At 76.0% G+C, this 20,135-nt stretch carries 15 protein-coding genes and 2 pseudogenes; 10 read left to right on the top strand and 7 right to left on the bottom strand.

Annotated features, from left to right (window positions below; translation table 11 throughout):
• Positions 1–20: 20 nt before the first annotated feature.
• From ggt to LIX60_RS05830, 6 genes and pseudogenes are all read left to right on the top strand, one after another.
• Complete coding sequence (ggt, locus tag LIX60_RS05855) at positions 21–1,913, top strand: gamma-glutamyltransferase (RefSeq protein WP_227957501.1); 1,893 nt, start codon at positions 21–23, stop codon at positions 1,911–1,913.
• A gap of 259 nt (positions 1,914–2,172) precedes the next feature.
• Complete coding sequence (locus LIX60_RS05850; RefSeq protein ID WP_227957500.1) at positions 2,173–2,553, top strand: PPOX class F420-dependent oxidoreductase; 381 nt, start codon at positions 2,173–2,175, stop codon at positions 2,551–2,553.
• 182 nt (positions 2,554–2,735) lie between these two features.
• Complete coding sequence (locus LIX60_RS05845) at positions 2,736–4,364, top strand: hypothetical protein (protein WP_227957499.1); 1,629 nt, start codon at positions 2,736–2,738, stop codon at positions 4,362–4,364.
• 1,047 nt (positions 4,365–5,411) lie between these two features.
• Positions 5,412–6,685 (top strand): annotated as a pseudogene (locus LIX60_RS05840) (aspartate aminotransferase family protein).
• Between the two features lie 229 nt (positions 6,686–6,914).
• The gene (locus LIX60_RS05835) at positions 6,915–7,784 is read left to right on the top strand and encodes an inositol monophosphatase (RefSeq protein WP_227957498.1); all 870 of its coding nucleotides are present in this window, start codon (positions 6,915–6,917) and stop codon (positions 7,782–7,784) included.
• A gap of 312 nt (positions 7,785–8,096) precedes the next feature.
• On the top strand, positions 8,097–9,509 hold the full coding sequence (locus LIX60_RS05830; RefSeq protein WP_227957497.1) for an NAD(P)/FAD-dependent oxidoreductase: 1,413 nt from the start codon (positions 8,097–8,099) through the stop codon (positions 9,507–9,509).
• A gap of 74 nt (positions 9,510–9,583) precedes the next feature.
• Here LIX60_RS05830 and LIX60_RS05825 read toward each other — a convergent pair whose 3' ends face one another.
• Together LIX60_RS05825 and LIX60_RS05820 are read right to left on the bottom strand one after the other, a co-directional pair.
• Positions 9,584–10,207, bottom strand: a complete 624-nt coding sequence (locus LIX60_RS05825; RefSeq protein WP_227957496.1) for a Clp protease N-terminal domain-containing protein — start codon at positions 10,205–10,207, stop codon at positions 9,584–9,586.
• 4 nt (positions 10,208–10,211) lie between these two features.
• The gene (locus LIX60_RS05820) at positions 10,212–10,436 is read right to left on the bottom strand and encodes a hypothetical protein (protein WP_227957495.1); all 225 of its coding nucleotides are present in this window, start codon (positions 10,434–10,436) and stop codon (positions 10,212–10,214) included.
• 170 nt (positions 10,437–10,606) lie between these two features.
• On the opposite strand from LIX60_RS05820, the gene LIX60_RS05815 reads away from it, so the two are divergent.
• Both LIX60_RS05815 and LIX60_RS05810 read left to right on the top strand, forming a co-directional pair.
• The gene (locus LIX60_RS05815; RefSeq protein WP_227957494.1) at positions 10,607–12,196 is read left to right on the top strand and encodes an AlkA N-terminal domain-containing protein; all 1,590 of its coding nucleotides are present in this window, start codon (positions 10,607–10,609) and stop codon (positions 12,194–12,196) included.
• 92 nt (positions 12,197–12,288) lie between these two features.
• Positions 12,289–12,855, top strand: coding sequence for a methylated-DNA--[protein]-cysteine S-methyltransferase (locus LIX60_RS05810; protein ID WP_227957493.1), 567 nt, complete (start codon positions 12,289–12,291; stop codon positions 12,853–12,855).
• Positions 12,856–13,078: 223 nt separating this feature from the next.
• Here the strand turns inward: LIX60_RS05810 and LIX60_RS05805 are convergent, their stop codons facing one another.
• The 3 genes from LIX60_RS05805 to LIX60_RS05795 all read right to left on the bottom strand — a co-directional run bounded on the left by LIX60_RS05805 (position 13,079) and on the right by LIX60_RS05795 (position 15,048).
• A complete protein-coding gene (locus LIX60_RS05805) occupies positions 13,079–13,843 on the bottom strand; it encodes a Sir2 family NAD-dependent protein deacetylase (RefSeq protein WP_227957492.1) in 765 nt (254 codons plus the stop codon).
• A 128-nt stretch (positions 13,844–13,971) separates the two neighbouring features.
• Complete coding sequence (locus LIX60_RS05800; protein WP_227957491.1) at positions 13,972–14,571, bottom strand: NUDIX hydrolase; 600 nt, start codon at positions 14,569–14,571, stop codon at positions 13,972–13,974.
• A 90-nt stretch (positions 14,572–14,661) separates the two neighbouring features.
• Positions 14,662–15,048 carry a metalloregulator ArsR/SmtB family transcription factor gene (locus LIX60_RS05795; protein WP_227957490.1) on the bottom strand — a complete coding sequence of 129 codons (387 nt, stop codon included), beginning with the start codon at positions 15,046–15,048 and terminating at the stop codon, positions 14,662–14,664.
• 94 nt (positions 15,049–15,142) lie between these two features.
• Here LIX60_RS05795 and LIX60_RS05790 point away from each other — a divergent pair.
• Together LIX60_RS05790 and LIX60_RS05785 are read left to right on the top strand one after the other, a co-directional pair.
• Positions 15,143–17,157: pseudogene (locus LIX60_RS05790) on the top strand (heavy metal translocating P-type ATPase).
• A 44-nt stretch (positions 17,158–17,201) separates the two neighbouring features.
• Positions 17,202–18,359 carry a glycerate kinase gene (locus LIX60_RS05785; RefSeq protein WP_227957489.1) on the top strand — a complete coding sequence of 386 codons (1,158 nt, stop codon included), beginning with the start codon at positions 17,202–17,204 and terminating at the stop codon, positions 18,357–18,359.
• A gap of 146 nt (positions 18,360–18,505) precedes the next feature.
• Here LIX60_RS05785 and pssA read toward each other — a convergent pair whose 3' ends face one another.
• Both pssA and LIX60_RS05775 read right to left on the bottom strand, forming a co-directional pair.
• The gene (gene pssA, locus LIX60_RS05780) at positions 18,506–19,288 is read right to left on the bottom strand and encodes a CDP-diacylglycerol--serine O-phosphatidyltransferase (RefSeq protein ID WP_370739361.1); all 783 of its coding nucleotides are present in this window, start codon (positions 19,286–19,288) and stop codon (positions 18,506–18,508) included.
• A 55-nt stretch (positions 19,289–19,343) separates the two neighbouring features.
• Positions 19,344–19,991: a phosphatidylserine decarboxylase gene (locus tag LIX60_RS05775; RefSeq protein ID WP_125625467.1), complete on the bottom strand. Its 648-nt coding sequence runs from the start codon at positions 19,989–19,991 to the stop codon at positions 19,344–19,346.
• Positions 19,992–20,135 lie beyond the last annotated feature (144 nt).

Below are 20,135 nucleotides of genomic sequence, written 5' to 3'. Positions count from 1 at the left end.
TCGTGCCGATGGAGGTCCGCATGCCCCGTCCCGCCGCCGTTCGCAATCTGTCGCTGCTCGCCGCCATGGCAGCCGTTCTGTCCACGGCGGCGGCCGCGCCACCGACGGGGACGGGGACGGGCACGGCGGACGGCACCCGGGCCGGCGGGCCCTACGCCACGGCCCCGGCCACCGTCCCGCCCGCCAAGTCGCCCGTCGCCACCGGCTACGGCGGGGCGGTCGCCAGCGTCGACCCGGACGCCTCGGCCGCCGGCATCGAGATCCTGCGGCGCGGCGGCAACGCCGTGGACGCGGCCGTCGCGACCGCGGCCGCGCTCGGCGTCACCGAGCCCTACTCCGCCGGGATCGGCGGCGGGGGCTACTTCGTGTACTACGACGCCAAGCGGCGCACCGTGCGGACCGTCGACGGCCGCGAGACCGCCCCGCGCACCGCCGATGAAACCCTCTTCCTGGACGAGGACGGCGAACCGCTCCCCTTCGGCGAGGCCGTCACCAGCGGCCTCTCCGTCGGCACCCCCGGCACGGCCGCCACCTGGGACACCGCACTCGGGGCCTGGGGCACCAAGTCCCTCCGCGACGTGCTGCGCCCCGCCCAGCGGATCGCCCGGCACGGCTTCACCGTCGACGAGACCTTCCGGCAGCAGACCGCCGCCAACGAGGAGCGCTTCCGGGACTTCCCCGCCTCCGCCGAGTTGTTCCTCCCCGGCGGTGAGCCACCCGTCGTCGGCTCCACCCTCCGCAACCCCGATCTCGCCCGCACCTACGGCGAGTTGGCCCGCGGCGGCGGCCGGGCGCTGTACCGCGGGGAGCTGGCCCGCGACATCACGGACACCGTGCGCCGGCCCCCGGTCCGCCCCGGCGCCGGGCGCGATCCGCGGCCCGGCGATCTGACCACCGCCGACCTGCGCGAATACCGGACGAAGCGCCAGGCACCGTCCCGCACCGAGTACCGGGGGTTCGGCGTGTACGGCATGGCACCGTCCTCCTCCGGCGGCACCACCGTCGGCGAGGCGCTCAACATCCTGGAGAACACGGACCTCGCGGCGGCGGACGAGCAGCGCTACCTGCACCGGCTGATCGAGTCGAGCCGGCTCGCCTTCGCCGACCGGGGCCGCTGGCTGGGCGACCCGGCGTTCGAGGACGTGCCGACGCGGGAACTGCTGTCGCAGCGCTTCGCCGACTCCCGGGAGTGCCTGATCCGCGACGACGCCGTGCTCAGCAGCCCGGTGGCGCCCGGTGACCCGCGCGACCCGGCCGCCTGCCGCACGGGCGGCGCCGCCGCGCCGACGACGTACGAGGGCGAGAGCACCACGCATCTCACCACCGCCGACCGCTGGGGCAACGTCGTCGCCTACACCCTCACCATCGAGCAGACCGGCGGCAGCGGCATCACCGTCCCCGGCCGCGGCTTCCTGCTCAACAACGAACTGACCGACTTCTCCTTCGCCCCCGCCGCCCCCGGCGTCCACGACCCGAACCTTCCCGGCCCCGGCAAGCGGCCGCGTTCCTCCATGTCCCCGACGATCTTGCTCGACGCCGACCGCAGGCCGGTCGTGGCCCTGGGATCACCGGGCGGCTCGACGATCATCACGACGGTGCTGCAGACGCTCACGAACCATCTGGACCGCGGGATGCCGCTCGCCGAGGCCATCGCCGCCCCGCGCGTCAGCCAGCGCAACACGGCCACCACCCAGATGGAGCCCGGCCTGTGGGACGACCCGGTGCGGCAGCGGCTGGAGGCCCTCGGCCACCGCTTCGCGCGCAACCCGGAGATCGGCGCCGTGACGGGCATCCGCCTGCTGCCGGACGGGCGCTGGCTGGCCGCGGCGGAGAAGGAACGGCGGGGCGGCGGTTCCGCGATGGTGGTGGACGAGCGGAAGCGGGGCGCCGGCGGGCAGCGGGCCGGCGGGTGAGCCGGCCGCGGCGGTGAGGTGCCGGGACGGTGGCTCGGCCGGGACGGTACGCAGCCGGGACGATGACGTGGCCCAGCCGGGCCGGCCCGCGATCGGCTCCCGTGCGCCCGTGGGACCTCGTGGAAACCGCGTGCGGGTTACCGGCTCCGGGGCCGGGACGGGCGTCGTGAGGAGAGAAAAGGCGAGGGAGCGGGAGAGGGAGGCGGCGGGGGCCTCCGGGCCGGGCCCACTGTGCGGGGACGGCCCGTAGGGTGGGCCCATGGTCCCCGAAGAACTCGCCCGCGCCTCCTACGTCCGGCTCGTGACCCACCGGCGGGACGGCACCCCCGTCCCCACACCCGTCTGGGCGGCCTCCGACGGGGAGCGGCTCTACGTCTGGACGAAGACCGACAGCGGCAAGGTCAAGCGGATCCGGAACAGCGGCCGGGTGACCGTGACGCCGTGCGACGTGCGGGGCAACGTCGAGGAGGGGGCCCGGCCGGTCCCGGGCGAGGCGCGGCTGCTGGACCCGGCCGGGCTCGTTCACGTCCGGCGGGAGATGACCCGCAAGTACGGCTGGCGCTTCCGGATCGTCGACACGGGCGGAGCCCTGGCGCGCCTGGGCAAGCGGCCGCACACGGGGATCGCCGTCACCTTCTGACCGGGGCCCGGCCCGGGCCGCCCCGGCGCCGGGGCGGCCCGCGGTCCGGTGGGCGGCGCGCGCACCGCACCGTCACAACCGGACGAAAAGCGTCCGTAGCCTTCCCGTCACTCCCACCGAACACGCGCGGTGTCCAATGCCCCGAGGGGCACGTACCGGGCGGTCGGGAGAGAGATACGAGAGTGACGGAAGAACAACACCCCGCCGCGATGGGGGAGTTCACGCGAGTGCTGGGAGAGCTGACCGCGGAGCTGGACCCCGCCGGCGGCTGGTTCGGAGTCTTTCTCCGACGCGATCCGGAAGGCATGGCCGCCTGCTTCCAGGGCCGGGACCTGCTGCCCTGGGACGTGGCCGAGGCCCTGCTCCAGGACCACGCGGCGCTGCACGGTCTCCCCGCCGCCGAGCGGGTGTACGGGGTGGTGCGGGAGGCGTACCGGGTGGCCGCCGCCTCGTACGACGCCCGTCCGGGCGGCCGGCAGACGCTGCTCGACCAGCTCGACGCGATGATCCGGGAACGCCAGTACGCGGCGGTGCGGCGCCGGAGACTGACCGGGAACGCCGGGGGGTCCCCGTCCGCAGCGGAGGAGAGCGCCCGGACCAGTGCCGAACTGGCATGGGCGGAGGACGACATACGGCGGGCCTCGGCCCGCTGCGCGGAACTGCGCAGGCGGCTGGAGGCCCTGGAGACGGCAGCGGCAGCGGCGACGGCGGGAGCGGCCGGTGCCGTTCCCGGTACGGGGCCGGACGGCGCACACCCCGGGCGCACCCGGCCCGGTGAGGCGGCCCCTGCCGGCGCCTCCACCGGCCCTCACGCCCCGTCCGGCTCCCGGGCCGGGCAGGCCGCTCCCTGGTCCGTTCCCCGGGCCGGGCAGGCCGCTTCCCGGGCCGGGCAGGCCGGGGCCGCCGCCGGACCCCTGTCTCCGTTGTCTCCGTCCGGAGCCCCGGAGCCGTCCGGGCCCGCCGCTTCCCCCGAACCTCCGGCGGGCCGCCCCGGTCCCGCCGACGGGCGTGCCGGTGAGCCGGCGTCCCCCCGCCGGGCCGTGCCGAAGCGGGCCGCCCGTCCGCGCGGGGCACGCTTCGCCGGACTGGAGACCGAGGAGGAGAACGCCGCGCCCGCCGCCCCGCCGGTGGCTCCCGACCCCGGCCCCCACCCTCCGGCAGCGCCCGCCGCCGCACCGCGCGGGGCACGCTTCGCCGGCGCGTACCAGGCCGGTGACGGGGACGGCGAGCGGCGCGAGCGCGCCTCCGCCCGGGAGCGGGAGATGCTCGCCGCGGCGTACGCCGAAGCACGGGACACGGCGGTCCGGCTGCGCGCCCTGCGGGCCGCGGGCCGCAGCGGAGAGGCATACGCGCTGCTGAGCGAGGCCGCCGCCCGGCCCGCCGCCCGACTGCCGCTCCTCGCCGGGGAACTGGAGCGGGAAGGGCTGGCCGCCGAGGTCGCCACGCTGCTGTGGGAGGCCGCCACACTGCCCCCGGCCGCGCTCGCCGCGATGGCCGGGGCCCTCGCCGACGCAGGGCGCGGCGACGACTGCCGAGCGCTCCTCGCCCAGTGCGCGGGCCGGCCGGCGGCCGAGGTGGCGGACACCGCGCTCGCCCTGCGCGCCGACGGCCGCCACGAGGAGACGGCGGTCCTGCTGGGCGGGATGCTCCGGGCCCGTACGGACGAGCATGCGGCCCGGGTGGCGGAAGCGGATCCCGGCGCACTGGTGCCGCCGCTGCTGGAGGCGGCGGCCGGCTCACCGCAGCGGTACCGGAACCTCGCCCATGTGCTGCGCGGCGCGGGCCTGCCGGGCATCCCCGACACGGCGTGACGGCGCTGCGCCGGCCGGGCCGCCCGCCGCCGACTGCGCACCACCGACCGTTGGTCCCGGTCGGCCCTGTCCATCGCTGTCCCTTTCTGGCTGCCGTCCCGCCGATCCGCCCCCCGGGGGCGCGGCCGGACCTGCGTGGCGGCACGTGCTGCTGCCCGAGCGGGCTGTCCGGTCCGGCCCGGTCCACGAACCGCTTCGGCTCCGCCTGTTCGGTCCGGCCTCGCCTCGCCTCGCCCTGGTCCTTGCCCGTTCCGGCCCGGTGTCCCGGCCTCCTTACCGCTGCTGCGATGCGGAGCTCTCCTGCCGTGCGTGCCCGGTGTGCCCGGTGTGCTGCCGCGTTCGCTGTGCCCGCCGTGGCCCCTCGTGGCCGGAAACGACCGGAAGCGCGGTCGGTCCTGCCGCTGCGGGGCGGCGGGGGCGGTGGTGACACGTGGGTGACGTGGGGACTCCCGTGGCCCGTCCGCTTCGATCCGCTTGCCGCGGGCCGGCCGCTGTGGCCCGTTGCGGTGGGAAACCCGGCCGACACCGGGGTTCCGGGGAGATGGGCTTGCCCGGGCTCGCGGGGCGGCCTACGTTCTCCCTCACCCCGGAAGCCACCGTCCCGACGCTCGTACGCCCCCGACGCGGGCCCGGCCGGCGCCGCCCGTCCCGGGCCCGGCCCGGGGCGATCCCCGGCCGCCGGGCAGGCCGCTGTCCCGGGTCAGCAACCCCTCGGGTATCAACCGCCGGACCAGCACCGCCCGTACCCCGGTCACCCCGATCACCCCGGTCGGCGCCCGCCCCGGCACCGGCCGCCGGCCCCGGTCCGCGCCGGTGCCGTGCTGGTCCCACCTGCTGCCCGTCCACTTGCTGCCCGTCCACCCGCCACCCGTCCCACCCGATGCCCGTGAGGACCCGATCTCCCGTTCCCGGAAAGCTGGTGCGCCCATGACGCTCTTCTCCTCACCGCCCCGCCCCCCGGCCGCCCCCACCGGGCCGGGTTCGGCCCATCCCACCGTCGAGCAGAGCGGCATCCGGCCCCCGCTGCGGGCCCGCCACCGCGCCGTCATGCCGGACTGGCTGACCCTCTATTACGAGGATCCGGTCGAGCTGACCCACGGCGAGGGGCGGCACGTCTGGGACGCGGAGGGCCGCTGCTATCTGGACTTCTACGGCGGCGTCCTCACCACCATGACCGCCCACGCCCTGCCCGAGGTGACCGCCGCCGTCCGGGACAGGCCGGCCGCATCCTGCACACCTCGACCCTCTACCTCAACCGCCCCATGGTGGAGCTGGCCGAGCGCATCGCCACCCTCTCCGGCATCCCGGACGCCCGGGTCTTCTTCACCGCCTCCGGCACCGAGGCCAATGACACCGCCCTGCTGCTGGCCACCGCGTACCGCCGTTCGAACCAGATCCTGGCGATGCGCAACGGCTACCACGGCCGGTCGTTCAGTTCGGTCTCCGTCACCGGCAACTCCGCCTGGTCGCCGACGAGTCTGTCCCCCTTCCAGACGCTGTACGTGCACGGCGGGGTCCGTACCCGCGGCCCGTTCGCCGAACTGTCCGACGCCGCCTTCACCGACGCCTGCGTCGCCGATCTGGAGGACGTCCTCGGCCAGGCCCACGGCGGCGCCGCCGCGCTCATCGCCGAACCGGTGCAGGGCGTCGGCGGGTTCACCGCGCCGCCCGACGGCCTCTACGCCGCGTTCCGCGAGGTGCTGGACCGGCACGGCATCCTCTGGATCAGCGACGAGGTGCAGACGGGCTGGGGCCGCACCGGCGACCACTTCTGGGGCTGGCAGGCGCACGCCGCCTCCGGCCCGCCGGACATGCTGACGTTCGCGAAGGGCATCGGCAACGGCATGGCGGTCGGCAGGGTCGTCGCCCGCGCGGAGGTCATGAACTGCCTCGACGCCCACTCCGTCTCCACCTTCGGCGGCAGCCCCGTCACCATGGCCGCCGGGCTGGCCAATCTCACCCATCTGCTGGAGCACGACCTGCAGGGCAACGCGCGGCGGGTCGGCGGCCTGCTCATCCAGCGGCTGCGCGCGGTCACCGCGGGCCTGCCCGTCGTCCGGGAGGTGCGCGGCCGGGGACTGATGATCGGCGTCGAACTCGCCGGGCCCGACGGCCGGCCCGCACCGCACGCCGCCGGTCTCGCCCTCGAACACGCCCGGGCGGAAGGGCTGCTCGTCGGCCGGGGCGGCCGCGAGGGGAACGTCCTGCGCATCGCCCCGCCGCTCACCCTGACGGTCGCCGAGGCGGAGGAGGGCGCCGAACTGCTCGGGGCGGCGCTGCGACGGACGCAGGACGCCGTGGAGGCGGAACGGCGGCCCTGAGCCGGGCGGATCCGGAGCACGGTGTTCTCGAGCGGGGCATTCCCGGGGCCGCGCCCTGGTGCCGTGCCCCCGCCCCGCGCACGGCACAGCGATCGGCGCCTCCGGGCGGGCTCCCGGGCGGCACCACGGCGCCCGTGAGCGCCCCCGCTCCCGGAGTTCAGCCGCCCGCCATGTTCCGTGTCCGTGCACCGCGGGCGGGGTGTCCGGCGGTCGTGATTCGATGGACCACATGATCGATGACTTGTCCGCGGAGGAGCGGGCCACACTGCTGGACGCCGCCGAGCAGGCCGTGCGCGAGGCGGTGGCCGCCGAGGTGATGCCCCGCTTCCGGCAGCTCGCCTCGCACGAGATCGACGTGAAGACGGGGCCGCACGACCTGGTCACGGTCGCGGACCGGCTGGCGGAGGAACGGCTGACCGCGGCGCTGCCCGCGCTGCTGCCGGGCTCCGTCGTGGTCGGCGAGGAGGCCGTCTCCGCGGACCCGGGGGTGCTGGACGCGCTGAAGGGCCCGGCGCCGGTCTGGATCGTCGACCCGGTGGACGGCACCCGCCAGTTCGTCCACGGCGACCCGGGCTTCTCGACCCTGGTCGCGCTCGCCCGCGAGGGGGAGGTGCTGGCCTCCTGGACGTACGCGCCGGCCACCGACCGGATGGCGGTCGCGGTCAAGGGCGGCGGGGCCCGGCTGGGCGGCGAGCCGCTGCGCTGCGGTGCCGCGCAGCCCGGCGAACTGCTGGAGATCGCCACCTCGCACCCCGACTTCACCTCCCTGGAGGAGGACGAGGCCTTCGCCCGGCTCGTGGTCGACGGGGTGGCGCCCCGGCCGTGCGGCTCGGCGGGGCTGGAGTATCTGCACGTCGCGCAGGGGACGCTGGACGCGGTCGCGTTCGGCTGGGAGAACGTCTGGGACCACGCGGCGGGCCTGCTGCTCGTCGCCGAGGCGGGCGGGGCGAGCGCCACCATGTCGGGCGAGCCGTTCGCTCTCACCGGGGGCAACGCCCTGCCGTTCACCGCCGCCCGCGACGGACGCACGGCCCGCCGGATCCTGGAACTGATGCGCGGCTCCGGCCTTCCCCGGCGCACGGACCAGGGCGGTCGCTGAGCGGGTCCGGCGCCGGGGCCCGGGCCGGCGGCCGTCCCGTCCGGTGCTCCGCCGCCGGGCGGGCCTATCCTGGCCACCGGCCGGTAACCGGGCCGTCCGCCCCGTCCCGCTGACGGACGCTCAGCGGGACGGGCGGACGCGCGGTGGCGGCCGGGGACCGCCCCACCGGGAACGCCACCGGCCGACCCGCCGCGGACCGGAGACCCGTGGGAGCCGCCGAGGCCCCGCGCGAGGCACCCCGGGAGCGGCGGACCGGGCCGGCCGGCGGGCCGGGGGGACCAGCAGCCGAAGGGGAGTCGTACGGTGCCGTCGATGCTCGATGCGGTGGTGGTGGGAACCGGGCCCAACGGCCTGACCGCCGCCGTCGAACTGGCCCGCCGCGGATACGCCGTGGCCGCCTACGAGGCCCGGGACGGGGTCGGCGGCGGGGCCCGCACCGAGGAGCTGACGCTCCCCGGCTTCCGCCACGACACGTGCTCCGCCGTCCACCCCCTGGGCATCGGCTCGCCCGCGTTCGACACCATGCCGCTCGGCCGCTTCGGGCTGGAATGGCTCCACCACGACCTGCCCCTGGCCCACCCCTGGGCGGACGGCACCGCAGCCGTGCTGGCCCCGTCGGTCGGCGAGACCGCCGCCTCGCTCGGAGCGCGGGACGCGGGCGCGTACCGGCGGCTGCTGGAACCGTTCACCGGCCACTGGGAGACCCTCTCCGCCGACTTCCTGCGCACCCAGTGGCTCGGCGTGCCCCGCGACCCGCTGCGGTGGGCGCGGTTCATGAGCGTCGCCGGTCTGCCGGTGGCCCTGCTGGCGCGCCTGTTCCGCGACGGCAAGGCGCGCGCTCTGCTGGCCGGGCTGGCCGGACACGTGATCGCGGCCCCGACGAGCATCGCCTCCGGCGGGGTCGCGCTGATGTTCGCCCTCGCCGCGCACGAGCGGGGCTGGCCCATCGCGCGCGGCGGCTCGCAGGCGATCTCCGACGCCCTCACCGGCTATCTGCGGGAACTGGGCGGCACGGTCCACACCGGAGTCACCGTCAAACGGCTGGACGAACTGCCGCCCGCCCGCGCGTACGTCTTCGACACCGCGCCGCGGGCCCTCGCCGAGATCGCCGGCCTGGGCAACGCCTACCGCAATTTCCGGCACGGACCGGGCGTCTTCAAGATCGACTACGCACTGTCGGGCCCGGTGCCGTGGACGGCCCCCGAGGCGCGGCGGGCCGGCACGGTCCACATCGGACCCACCTACGGAGAGATCGACGACGCGCTGCGGCGGGCCGTCGGCGGCCGGGAGCCGAGGACACCGCTGCTGCTCACCGCCCAGCCCACCCTGACCGACCCGAGCCGCGCCCCGGAGGGCAAGCACACCTTCTGGGCGTACGGCCATGTGCCGAACGGCTGGACGGGCGACGCCACGGAGGTGATCGAGCGCCAGCTCGAACGGTTCGCTCCCGGTTTCCGGGATCTGGTGCTGGCCCGCGCCACCGCCGGGCCGCCCGAGATGGCCGCGAAGAACGCCAACTACGTGGGCGGCGACATCGGTTGCGGAGCCTTCGACGGCCTCCAGTCCGCCATCCGCCCCAAGCTCGCCCGGGTGCCGTACAGCACGGCGCACCCGGCGGTCTTCCTCTGCTCCTCGGCGACCCCGCCCGGCGGCGGCGTCCACGGCATGTGCGGCCACCACGCCGCCCGCCAGGTCTGGCGCCGGCTGCGGGAGATGGCCCGCTGAGGCCCCGGGCACGGTGCCGGGGGCGCCTCGGCGGGCCGCGGGCGGCGGGGCCGGGCCGTTCGGCCGCGGGTCTGTCAGGCCGTCCGGCCGAGTCCGGACAGGACGGTGGCCCGCGCGGTGTCCGGCTCGGTGCCCAGGCGCCGCAGAACGGTGGTGGTGACCTTGTCCTCCGGGTTCAGCAGGCCCAGCAGCACGTGTTCCGTACCGATGTGACGGTCCTCGAGTGACAGCGCCTCGCGCAGGGAGCGCTCCAGTGCCTTCTTGGCGCGCGGCGTGAAGGCCAGATGCCCGCCGGAGCGGGAACCACCGCCCCGCCGGGCGCGCCGTACGGGGACCAGCCGTCGCAGGCCGCGGGCGGGCTCCGGTTTCTCCGGCTTGGGGTCGAGCGCCCCGGGTCCGAAGGCCGCCTCGGCGCGGCTGCGGATCTCGTCCGGATCGATGCCCAGGGAGCGCAGCGACTCCGCGTCGTCCGGCCCCAGGCCGCTGCCGCCCCGGTCCGTCAGCCGCTCGACCTCGGTCCGGCAGGAGCCGGCCGTGACGCCGAGCCGGGAGAGCGCCGCCGCGGCCGGATCGTCCCGCCGGGACAGCGCGGCGAGCAGCAGATGCTCCGAACCGACCGCCGGGTGCCCCAGGTTCCGGGTCTCCTCCTGTGCCTGGATGACGACCTGCCGGGCCTGTCGGGTGAATCGCTCGAACATCCCGCTACCTCCTCGCGTGCTTCTTGTGAACGGCCTGCCTGCTGACGCCGAGCGCGGTCCCGATCTCCTCCCAGGACCAGCCCTGCCGGCGCGCGCTGTCGACCTGCAGGGTCTCCAGGCGCTCCACGAGCCGCCGCAGTGCCGCCACCGCGCGCAGCCCGACCGCCGGATCGCGGTCCATGGCGGCCTCGGCGGTGTCGCGTGTGTCGTTCGCCTCTGTTCCTGCCATGCCTGTCAATCTAGGTTGACGAGCGGCTCCTGTCAACCATGGTTGACAGGAGGGCGGGGCGGGGCCGGGCAGGGCTGACCGGGGCGGGGAGCCTCCCCGCGCCCGGCCCGGGAAGGCTCATGTCGGAAATCCGCCAGTGCCGTGCTCCGCCGTCACCGATGCTGGAGGACATGCACACCGACACCGAGAGCTGCGTGCGGGCCGTGCGGTCGAAGGACGCGCGGTTCGACGGCTGGTTCTTCACCGCCGTCCGCACCACCGGCATCTACTGCCGTCCGAGTTGCCCGGCCGTGCCGCCCAAGCCCGAGAACATGACCTTCCACCCCAGTGCCGCCGCCGCACAGCAGGCCGGGTACCGCGCATGCAAGCGCTGCCGCCCCGACGCCACCCCCGGCTCGCCGCAGTGGAACGAACGCGCGGATCTCACCGCCCGCGCCATGCGCCTCATCGCCGACGGCGTCGTCGACCGCGAGGGCGTCCCCGGCCTCGCCGCCCGCCTCGGCTACAGCACCCGGCAGATCGAACGCCAGCTCCACGCCGAACTGGGTGCCGGACCGCTCGCGCTCGCCCGCGCCCAGCGCGCCCAGACCGCCCGGCTCCTCATCGAGACCAGTGAACTCCCCATGGCGGACATCGCGTTCGCCGCGGGCTTCGCCAGCATCCGGGCGTTCAACGAGACCGTGCGGGAGGTCTTCGCGCTCGCGCCGACGGATCTGCGCAGCCGCGCCGGCCGCGGCCGTACCGGCGCCCGCCCCGGTGCCCGTACGGACGCCCGCACCGGCCCCGCTCCGGACGGCGCCCCGGGCCGGGACCGGCCGGCCCCGCGCCCCGGCGCCGGGCTCCCCGGCCCCGGTTCCGCCCCCGCTCCCGCCACACTCACCCTCCGGCTGCCCCACCGGGCACCGCTCCACCCCGACAACCTCTTCGGCCACCTCGCCGCCACCGCCGTGCCCGGCGTCGAGGAGTGGCGGGACGGCGCGTACCGCCGCACCCTCCGCCTCCCCTACGGGCACGGGGTCGTCACCCTGCGCCCCGGGCCCGGCCACATCGCCTGCCGGCTCTCCCTCACCGACCCCCGCGACCTGACCGGAGCCATCAGCCGCTGCCGCCGCCTGCTCGACCTCGACGCCGACCCCGTCGCCGTGGACGAGCTGCTGCGCGCCGACCCGGTCCTCGCACCACTCGTCAACAAGGCGCCCGGACGCCGGGTGCCGCGCACCGTGGACGCCGCCGAGTTCGCCGTACGGGCCGTGCTCGGCCAGCAGGTGTCCACGGCCGCCGCCCGCACCCACGCGGCACGGCTGGTCCGCGCGCACGGCGACCCGGTGGACGACCCCGAGGGCGGCGGCCTCACCCACCTCTTCCCGGCCCCCGAGGCGCTCGCCGGCCTCGATCCGGAGAAACTCGCCCTGCCCCGCAGCCGCCGGAACACGCTCACCACCCTCGTCGCCGCGCTCGCGTCCGGTGACCTCGCCCTCGACCCCGGCAGCGACTGGCGCTCCGCCCGCGAACGCCTCGCCGCGCTCCCAGGATTCGGCCCCTGGACCGTCGAGACCATCGCGATGCGCGCCCTCGGCGACCCCGACGCCTTCCTCCCCACCGACCTCGGCCTGCGCCGCGCCGCCGCCGCGTGCGACCTCCCCGCGACCCCGGCCGCACTCACCGCCCGCGCCGCCGCCTGGCGCCCCTGGCGCGCGTACGCCGTCCAGTACCTGTGGGCGACCGACGACCACCCGATCAACCACATGCCCACCGGATGAGGCGCCCCTGGAGCCGCACCCTCCGCCCGACCGCAGCCCGCACCCCGGCCCGTACCGTACGAACCGGCCCCCTTACGGAGGAACGAAACGAGATGCCCCAGCGAACCCACACCGTCGTCGACAGCCCGGTCGGCCCGCTGACCCTGGTCGCCACCGACGGGGTCCTCTCCGGTCTCTACATGACCGGCCAGCGCCACCGCCCCGCCGACGAGACCTTCGGCAGCCCCGCCGTCCCCGGCGCCACCCCGTTCGGTGAAGCCGTCCGCTTCCTCGACGCCTACTTCGCCGGGGAGCGCCCGCACTACGGCCTGCCGCTCCACATGGCGGGGACGCCCTTCCAGCAGCGGGTCTGGGCCGCCCTGCGCGACATCCCGTACGGCGAGACGCTGAGCTACGGCGAACTCGCCGGCGTGCTCGGCAGGCCGACCGCCTCCCGCGCCGTCGGCATGGCCAACGGCAGGAACCCGATCGGCATCATCGTTCCCTGCCACCGCGTGATCGGTGCGGGCGGCAGCCTCACCGGCTACGGCGGCGGCCTCGACCGCAAGCGCCACCTGCTGGCCCTGGAAGGCGCGCTCCCGGGCCCGGACTCGGACCCGGTCCCTGGTACGGACTCGGCCGCGCCCGGTCCGGCCCCCGCACACACGGTCCTCTTCTGAAGGCCGGCCGGGAGCGCGGGACGCGTCGAGCCCACCCGGGAGCGGGGCAGCCGGCTCCGCGCCCCGGACGCGCGCTCGGCGGGTCCGGCGCCGCCCGCCGGTCCGGCGCCGCCCGCCGGTCCGGCGCCGTCCACCCGGTCCTGGCGCCCGGCCCGCGGGCGCCCTCCGGCCGGGGCACGGCGTCCGGCCGGAGCACGGCGTCCCGCCGGGGCTTGCTCCCGCCCTAGACGCCCTCCGCCGCGATCCGGCCCAGCAGCCGCGGCAGCGCGGTGCCGATCGGTTCCCGCACGACCTCGTCCGCGTGCTCGTCGTACGGCGTGGGCTCGGCGTTGACGATGACGAGCCGCGCGCCGTGCTGCGCCGCCGTCCCGGCCAGCGAGGCGGCGGGCTGCACCTGGAGGCTCGTCCCGACCGCCACCATGACCTGGCACGCCTTCGCGATCGCCGCCGCCTGCCCCAGCACCTCCGGGTCCAGGCGCTCGCCGAACATCACCGTGGCCGACTTGAGAATCCCGCCGCACGCCCGGCACGGCGGATCCTCCTCGCCCGCCGCGACCCGCTCCAGCGCCTCCTCCATCGAGGAGCGCGCGTGGCACCGGGTGCAGCGCACCGCCCGCGCGGTGCCGTGCAGCTCCAGCACCTTGCGGTCGGGCATTCCGGCCATCTGGTGCAGCCCGTCGACGTTCTGGGTGAGCACCCGGACCGGCACCCCGGAGCGCTCCAGCTCCGCGACGGCCCGGTGGCCGTCGTTCGGACGGGCGCGCAGTGCGGTGCTGTCCCGGCGCATCCGCCACGAACGGCGCCGGATCTCGGGGTCGGACATGTAGTACTCGTACGTCACGAGCTTCTGTGCCTCCGGGTCCCGCCGCCACAGCCCGCCCGGACCGCGGTAGTCGGGAATCCCCGAGTCGGTCGAGATCCCGGCCCCGCTGAGAACCGCCACCAGAGGCCGCTTCCGCTCCGCACCACCACCGCTGCCGCTGCTCATGCGCCCGAGGGTACGCAGCGGGAACACGGCTCCGCGAGCGGGTTGTACCGGGCCGCGGGCTCGGCCCCGGGCCGTGGCCCGGCTGCTGTCCCACGGCGGGGCGGGCGCCTCCGGGGGCGGACGGGCGGTCAGCCGCCGAGTGCGCCTCCCGGCTCCCGGCCGTGTTCCAGTTCCACCGGGAACCGGCCCGCCGCGCGGGCGGTGAGGGCGGCGCGGACGCGGCGGTCCATGTCGGGGCTCAGGTAGCGGCCGAGCTCGTCCGGGTGCACCAGCCGCCAGGCGGTCAGCTCCTCCTCCTGGAGCCGGATGGCCGCGAGCTGTGCCTCGTCGAGCACCCCGCCGTCGTACAGATACGAGACGATCGGCGGGCGGCCCGTGCCCGGTACCCAGTCGACGGCGAGCAGCGGGCCGAGCTCCACGTCGAGGCCGATCTCCTCCGCCGTCTCGCGGCGGGCGCCCTGCCGGGGCGTCTCGCCCAGGTCGGACTCCACGGTGCCGCCGGGGAAGATCCACCGGTCGTCGTCGCGGTAGTTCGGCTCGACGACGAGGACGTGGCCCCGCGCGTCCTGGAAGAGCGCCGCGGCGCCCGCGAGGATCTTGGGCAGACCGGCGATGTAGGCGGCGTAGTCGTCGGTGGCCCCGGTGGCCCCGTTGGCGGCGGTTGAGGCGCTCGCGGTGGTCCGGGCGGTCTCGGCGGTCTCGGTCCCGGACGTGTCGGTGGTGGTCATTTCCCCGAGCGTAGTGCTCCGGGGGGACGGACAGCGCGGCCCGTCAACGTGGGTGGACGAGTGCCCGGGGCCGCGGCTGCCGGGACCCGCTCACACCGCCGCGGCGCTCTCCGGGGTGTCGGCCGGGGCGTCGCTGAGGCCCAGGCGCAGGTGTTCGACGTGGTAGAGGGCCTGGTCGAGGAGTCCGGCGACGTGGTCGTCGTGGAGGGCGTAGACGATGGAGCGGCCGTGCCGCTCACCGGTGACCAGGCCCAGGTTGCGCAGCAGGCGCAGCTGGTGGGAGCAGGCCGAGGCCTCCATGCCGACGGCCTCCGCGAGGTCGCCCACCGAGCAGGGCCCTTCCCGCAGTCGCGCCAGGATGTGCAGCCGTGAGGGGGTGGCGAGGGCCTGGAGGGTGGCGGCGACGTCGGCGGCGCCGACCGCGTCGAGGCGCTCGCGCGTGGTGATGCCGCCGGTGGCGTCGGTTCCGTGGCCCATGGGGCCATCATACCGACGACACATGAAGAGCTGTTCATGTATTCCTGTATGGTGAGGGCCGTTGCCCCGACCACCCGTGGAGGGTTGCCCCGTCATGTCCTCACTCCTGGAGCGGCGGCCCGCACCGGCCGCCGCCCGGCCGCGCCCCGCCCTTCCGCACCGCCGCACGCGCGTCCTGGAGCTGCCGGAGGCCCGGTGGGCGCTCGCGGCGCTGGCGCTGTTCCTTCTCGCCCTCCCGCCGTATCTGCTGGGCGCCCCGGCATGGCTGTGGGGGACGCTGTTCGCCGCCGTCTACGTCACCGGCGGCTGGGAGCCGGGCCTGGAGGGATGCAGGGCCCTCGGGAACAAGACACTCGACGTGGACCTGCTGATGATCCTCGCGGCGCTCGGCGCCGCCGCGATCGGCCAGGTCCTCGACGGCGCGCTGCTGATCGTCATCTTCGCCACCTCCGGGGCCCTGGAGGCGGTCGCGACCGCCCGCACCGCCGACTCCGTGCGCGCCCTGCTCGACCTTTCCCCCACCACCGCCACCCGGCTCCTGGCCGACGGCACCGAGGAGAGCGTCGAGGCCGCACGGCTGGAGGTCGGGGACACGATCCTGATCCGGCCCGGAGAACGTGTCGGGGCCGACGGGCGGGTCCTCGACGGAGCCGGCGACGTCGACCAGGCCACCATCACCGGCGAGCCGCTGCCGGTGGCCAAACAGGCCGGGGACGAGGTCTTCGCCGGCACCCTCAACGGCACCGGCGCCCTGCGCGTACGCGTCGGGCGGGCCCCGGCGGACTCGGTGATCGCCCGGATCGTACGGATGGTCGAGGAGGCGTCCGCGACCAAGGCCCCCACGCAGTTGTTCATCGAGCGGATCGAGCAGCGCTACTCGGTCGGCATGGTCATCGCCACCCTCGCCGTCTTCGGTGTGCCGCTCGCCTTCGGCGAGGCGCTCCAGCCCGCGCTGCTGCGGGCCATGACGTTCATGATCGTCGCCTCGCCCTGCGCGGTGGTGCTCTCCACGATGCCGCCGCTGCTCTCCGCCATCGCCAACGCGGGCCGCCACGGCGTGCTCGTGAAGTCCGCCGTCGTCATGGAACGCCTCGGGCGGACCGACACCGTCGCCTTCGACAAGACCGGCACCCTCACCGAGGGCACCCCCCGGGTCACCGATCTGCGCCCCCTGCCCGGCAGCGGCCTGGACGAGGAGGAACTGCTCGCCCTCGCCGCCGCGGCCGAGCACCCCAGCGAGCACGCCCTGGCCTGGGCCGTCGTCGGCGCCGCCCGCGAACGCTCCCTTGCCCTCGCCCCCGCCACCGGCTTCACCTCCACCCCCGGCCAGGGGGTGAGCGCCACGGTCGGCGGCCGCACCGTCCGGGCCGGCTCCCCCTCCCGCCTGCTGCCCGAGGGAGCGGACGCGGCCCGCGCGGCGGTACGGGAACTGGAGGACGCCGGGCGCACCGCGGTGGTGGTCCTGTGCGACGGCGAACCCGCCGGAGTGCTGGGGATCGCCGACCGGCTGCGGCCGGACGCCCCCGCCGCCGTCGCCGCGCTCACCCGCCTGACCGGCCGTACGCCGGTGCTGCTGACCGGTGACAACGAGCGTGCCGCGCGGCACCTGGCCGCCGAGGTGGGCATCACCGACGTCCGCGCCGGCCTGCTGCCGCAGGACAAGGTGACCGCCGTGCGGGAGTGGGAGCGGGAGGGGCGCAAGGTGCTCGTCGTCGGCGACGGCGTCAACGACGCCCCGGCGCTGGCCGCCGCCCACGCGGGCATCGCCATGGGCGGGGCCGGCTCCGACCTCGCCTGGAGACCGCCGACGGTGTCGCCGTCCGCGACGAGCTGGGCACCCTCCCCGCCGTCGTCGGCCTCTCCCGCACCGCCCGCCGCCTGGTCGTCCAGAATCTGTGCATCGCCGGGGTGTTCATCACCGCCCTGGTCGCCTGGGATCTGATCGGCACGCTGCCGCTGCCCCTCGGCGTCGCCGGACACGAGGGCTCCACGGTCATCGTCGGTCTCAACGGCCTGCGCCTGCTGCGCGAGTCCGCCTGGACCGGTCCCACCGAGGACACGGTCCGAGCGGCGCCCACGGGGATGGGCGGCCGGGTCCGGCGCGGGTAGGGTCACGGCGTCACCACCGTCCGTACGGAAGCAAGGGGTGCACGGTGCCGGACACCGCAGGGGCGGCGGCGGGTGTGCTGATCGCCACCGACAAGTTCAAGGGCTCCCTCACGGCCGCCGAGGTCGCCCGGTATCTCACCGAGGGCATCCACCGGGCCGCTCCCGGGGCGCGGATCGAGGCACTGCCCGTCGCCGACGGCGGTGACGGCACGGTCGACGCCGCCCTCGCCGCCGGATTCGAGCGGCGCGAGGCCGTCGTCACCGGTCCGCTCGGCGCCTCGCACACGGCCCGCTACGCGTTCCGCGGCTCCACCGCCGTGGTCGAGATGGCCGAGGCTTCCGGGCTGCGGCACCTCCCGGCCGGGCACGCCGCCCCGCGCACGGCCACCACCTTCGGCACCGGTGAGCTGCTGCGGGCCGCGCTGGACGCCGGGGCCCGCGAGATCGTCCTCGGTGTCGGCGGCTCCGCCACCACCGACGGCGGCGCGGGAATGCTCACCGCGCTCGGCGCCCGCTTCCTGACCCCCGGCGGTGAGCCGGTACCGCCCGGGGGCGGCGGGCTGCGGGAGCTGGCGTCCGCCGACCTGTCCGGCCTCGACCCCCGCCTCGCCGCGACGGACCTGGTCCTCGCCAGTGACGTCGACAACCCGCTGACCGGGCCCCGTGGCGCCGCCGCCGTCTACGGGCCGCAGAAGGGCGCGACCGAGACGGACGTGCGGGTCCTCGACCACGCCCTCGTCCACTACGCCACCGTGCTGCACCGGGTGCTCGGGCCGCGCGCCGCCGAGTGCGCCGCCGCCCCGGGGGCCGGAGCGGCGGGCGGCGTCGGCTACGGGGCCCTGGCCGTGCTCGGGGCCCGCTTCCGGCCCGGGATCGAGGTGCTCCTGGAGGTGCTGGGCTTCGGCGCCGCCCTGGAGCGGGCCGGTCTGGTCGTCACGGGCGAGGGCTCGCTGGACGAGCAGACGCTGCACGGCAAGGCCCCGGCGGGCGTGGCCGCCGCGGCGCGGGCCGCGGGGAAGCCCGTGGTCGCCGTCTGCGGCCGGCTGGCCCTCACTCCCGGGCAGCTCGCCGCCGCCGGGATCGGGCACGCCTACGCGCTCACCGACCTGGAGTCCGATCCGGCGGTCTGCATCGACCGCGCCGGGCCGCTCCTGGTGCGCGTGGGGGAGCGGCTGGCCGCCGACCGGCTGCCGGCCGGGTAGGCCGCCGGGGCGGAAACGCCCGCGGACGCACCCCGGGCGGGATCCGGCATGGCATCCAGCGCGGGACGCGGTGCGGGACGCGGAAACGCCCGTGGGCCCGAGCGGAGTGCTCGGGCCCACGGGCGTTGTGGCGGGAGAAGCGGGTCCTACGGCAGCTGGGCCGCGCGGGCCTCGCGCCGGTTGCCGCGGAAGGTGTTCACCCGCCGCGCCGTGGCGAAGAGCGGGATGACGGCGCCCAGGACCACCTGGAGCGCGCAGCCCGTCTGCAGCAGCAGCTGGCCGCCGGGGGAGTCGAACGCCCAGGCCGCCAGCATGCCCATGCTCGCGGCGATCCAGGCGAGCATGGCGACCGCCAGCGCGCCCCGCGGCTTCGGGTACTCCACCCGGCTCACCATCAGCCAGGCCACCCCGATGATCGCCAGCAGCGTCGGGAAGAACGGCAGCTCCAGCAGCACGATCGACACGACGGTCAGCGCCCCGAACGGGGAGGGCATCCCCTGGAAGATCCCGTCCCGCAGCGTGACGCAGGAGAACCGCGCCAGCCGCAGCACCACCGCCAGCAGCACCACGATGGCGGCCACCGCCGACATCAGCTGGTGGGCGTCGTTGGCGACCATGCCCCAGACCACGACGAAGTACGCCGGCGCCAGGCCGAAGCTGACCAGGTCGGAGAGGTTGTCCAGCTCCGCGCCCATCGCCGAGCTGCGGAGCTTGCGCGCCACGAGCCCGTCGAAGAGGTCGAAGACCGACGCGAGCAGCATCAGCATGACGGCGGTCGCGGCGCTGTGCCGCGCCATGCCGCTGACCTCGCTGCCCGTGATGTGCGGGATGAGCACCCCGGTGGTGGTGAAGTACACCGCCAGGAAGCCGCAGGTGGCGTTGCCGAGGGTGAGAGCGTCCGCTATCGACAGGCGTGTCGACAGCGGCATGTCGTCGTCCTCGTCCGCCTCGGCGTCCGGGACCCACGAGCTCTCCGCCCGGGAATCAATCACGGTCAAGACGAGTCACCCCTGCCTGTGTGGCCTGGCCCACCTCGACGTCCACCTCGACACCTTCCGGGAGGTAGACGTCGACCCGCGAACCGAAGCGGATCAGGCCGATGCGCTCACCCTGCTCGACCTTCGTGCCCTGCGTGACGTACGGGACGATGCGGCGCGCCACGGCGCCGGCGATCTGCACCATCTCGATGTCGCCGAGCTCGGTGTCGAAGTGCCAGACCACCCGCTCGTTGTTCTCGCTCTCCTTGTTGAACGCCGGGACGAATCCGCCGGGGACGTGCTCGACGGAGGTCACCGTGCCGGCGAGCGGGGCACGGTTGACGTGGACGTTCAGCGGGCTCATGAAGATCGCGACGCGGGTGCGCCCGTCCTTCCACGGCATGATGCTCTGCACCACACCGTCGGCCGGCGAGATCACTCTGCCCTGGGTGATCTCGCGCTCGGGGTCGCGGAAGAACCACAGCATGCCCGCCGCCAGAGCGGTGGCGGGCACGGCGACCGCTGCCGCGCGCCCGGAGCGCCGGGCGCGGGACAGGCTGATGGCCGCGGTGGCCACGGTCGGGAGGAGCCACGGCGACGCGCCGCGCGCGAGGCGGACCCGGCCGCGTGGTGCAGAGGGTTGGCTGTGGGGCATGGATGACCTTCGTAGCGGATGATGCCGCGCTTCGACTGGGGACGGCGGCTTTCCGGGATGGTATCGGTTACGAGCGGCAACTGGGCAAGCCAGAAGCTCAGTCGATGTCCGAACAGTGATCACCCCGGGTGAGCTCGCGTGATC

The sequence above is a fragment of the Streptomyces sp. S07_1.15 genome (assembly GCF_020739505.1).
GTDB lineage: Bacteria > Actinomycetota > Actinomycetes > Streptomycetales > Streptomycetaceae > Streptomyces > Streptomyces xinghaiensis.
This window is presented reverse-complemented; position numbering and strand designations above follow the sequence as displayed.

Bases quoted from the DNA above. Each gene is read 5' to 3' on its own strand.
- LIX60_RS05850 (WP_227957500.1), top strand. From the start codon at position 2,173: ATGGTCCCCGAAGAACTCGCCCGCGCCTCCTACGTCCGGCTCGTGACC.
- ggt (WP_227957501.1), top strand. From the start codon at position 21: ATGCCCCGTCCCGCCGCCGTTCGCAATCTGTCGCTGCTCGCCGCCATG.
- LIX60_RS05815 (WP_227957494.1), top strand. From the start codon at position 10,607: ATGCACACCGACACCGAGAGCTGCGTGCGGGCCGTGCGGTCGAAGGAC.
- LIX60_RS05820 (WP_227957495.1), bottom strand. From the start codon at position 10,436: ATGGCAGGAACAGAGGCGAACGACACACGCGACACCGCCGAGGCCGCC.
- LIX60_RS05830 (WP_227957497.1), top strand. From the start codon at position 8,097: ATGCTCGATGCGGTGGTGGTGGGAACCGGGCCCAACGGCCTGACCGCC.
- LIX60_RS05810 (WP_227957493.1), top strand. From the start codon at position 12,289: ATGCCCCAGCGAACCCACACCGTCGTCGACAGCCCGGTCGGCCCGCTG.
- LIX60_RS05800 (WP_227957491.1), bottom strand. From the start codon at position 14,571: ATGACCACCACCGACACGTCCGGGACCGAGACCGCCGAGACCGCCCGG.
- LIX60_RS05805 (WP_227957492.1), bottom strand. From the start codon at position 13,843: ATGAGCAGCGGCAGCGGTGGTGGTGCGGAGCGGAAGCGGCCTCTGGTG.
- LIX60_RS05795 (WP_227957490.1), bottom strand. From the start codon at position 15,048: ATGGGCCACGGAACCGACGCCACCGGCGGCATCACCACGCGCGAGCGC.
- LIX60_RS05775 (WP_125625467.1), bottom strand. From the start codon at position 19,991: ATGCCCCACAGCCAACCCTCTGCACCACGCGGCCGGGTCCGCCTCGCG.
- LIX60_RS05835 (WP_227957498.1), top strand. From the start codon at position 6,915: ATGATCGATGACTTGTCCGCGGAGGAGCGGGCCACACTGCTGGACGCC.
- pssA (WP_370739361.1), bottom strand. From the start codon at position 19,288: ATGCCGCTGTCGACACGCCTGTCGATAGCGGACGCTCTCACCCTCGGC.
- LIX60_RS05825 (WP_227957496.1), bottom strand. From the start codon at position 10,207: ATGTTCGAGCGATTCACCCGACAGGCCCGGCAGGTCGTCATCCAGGCA.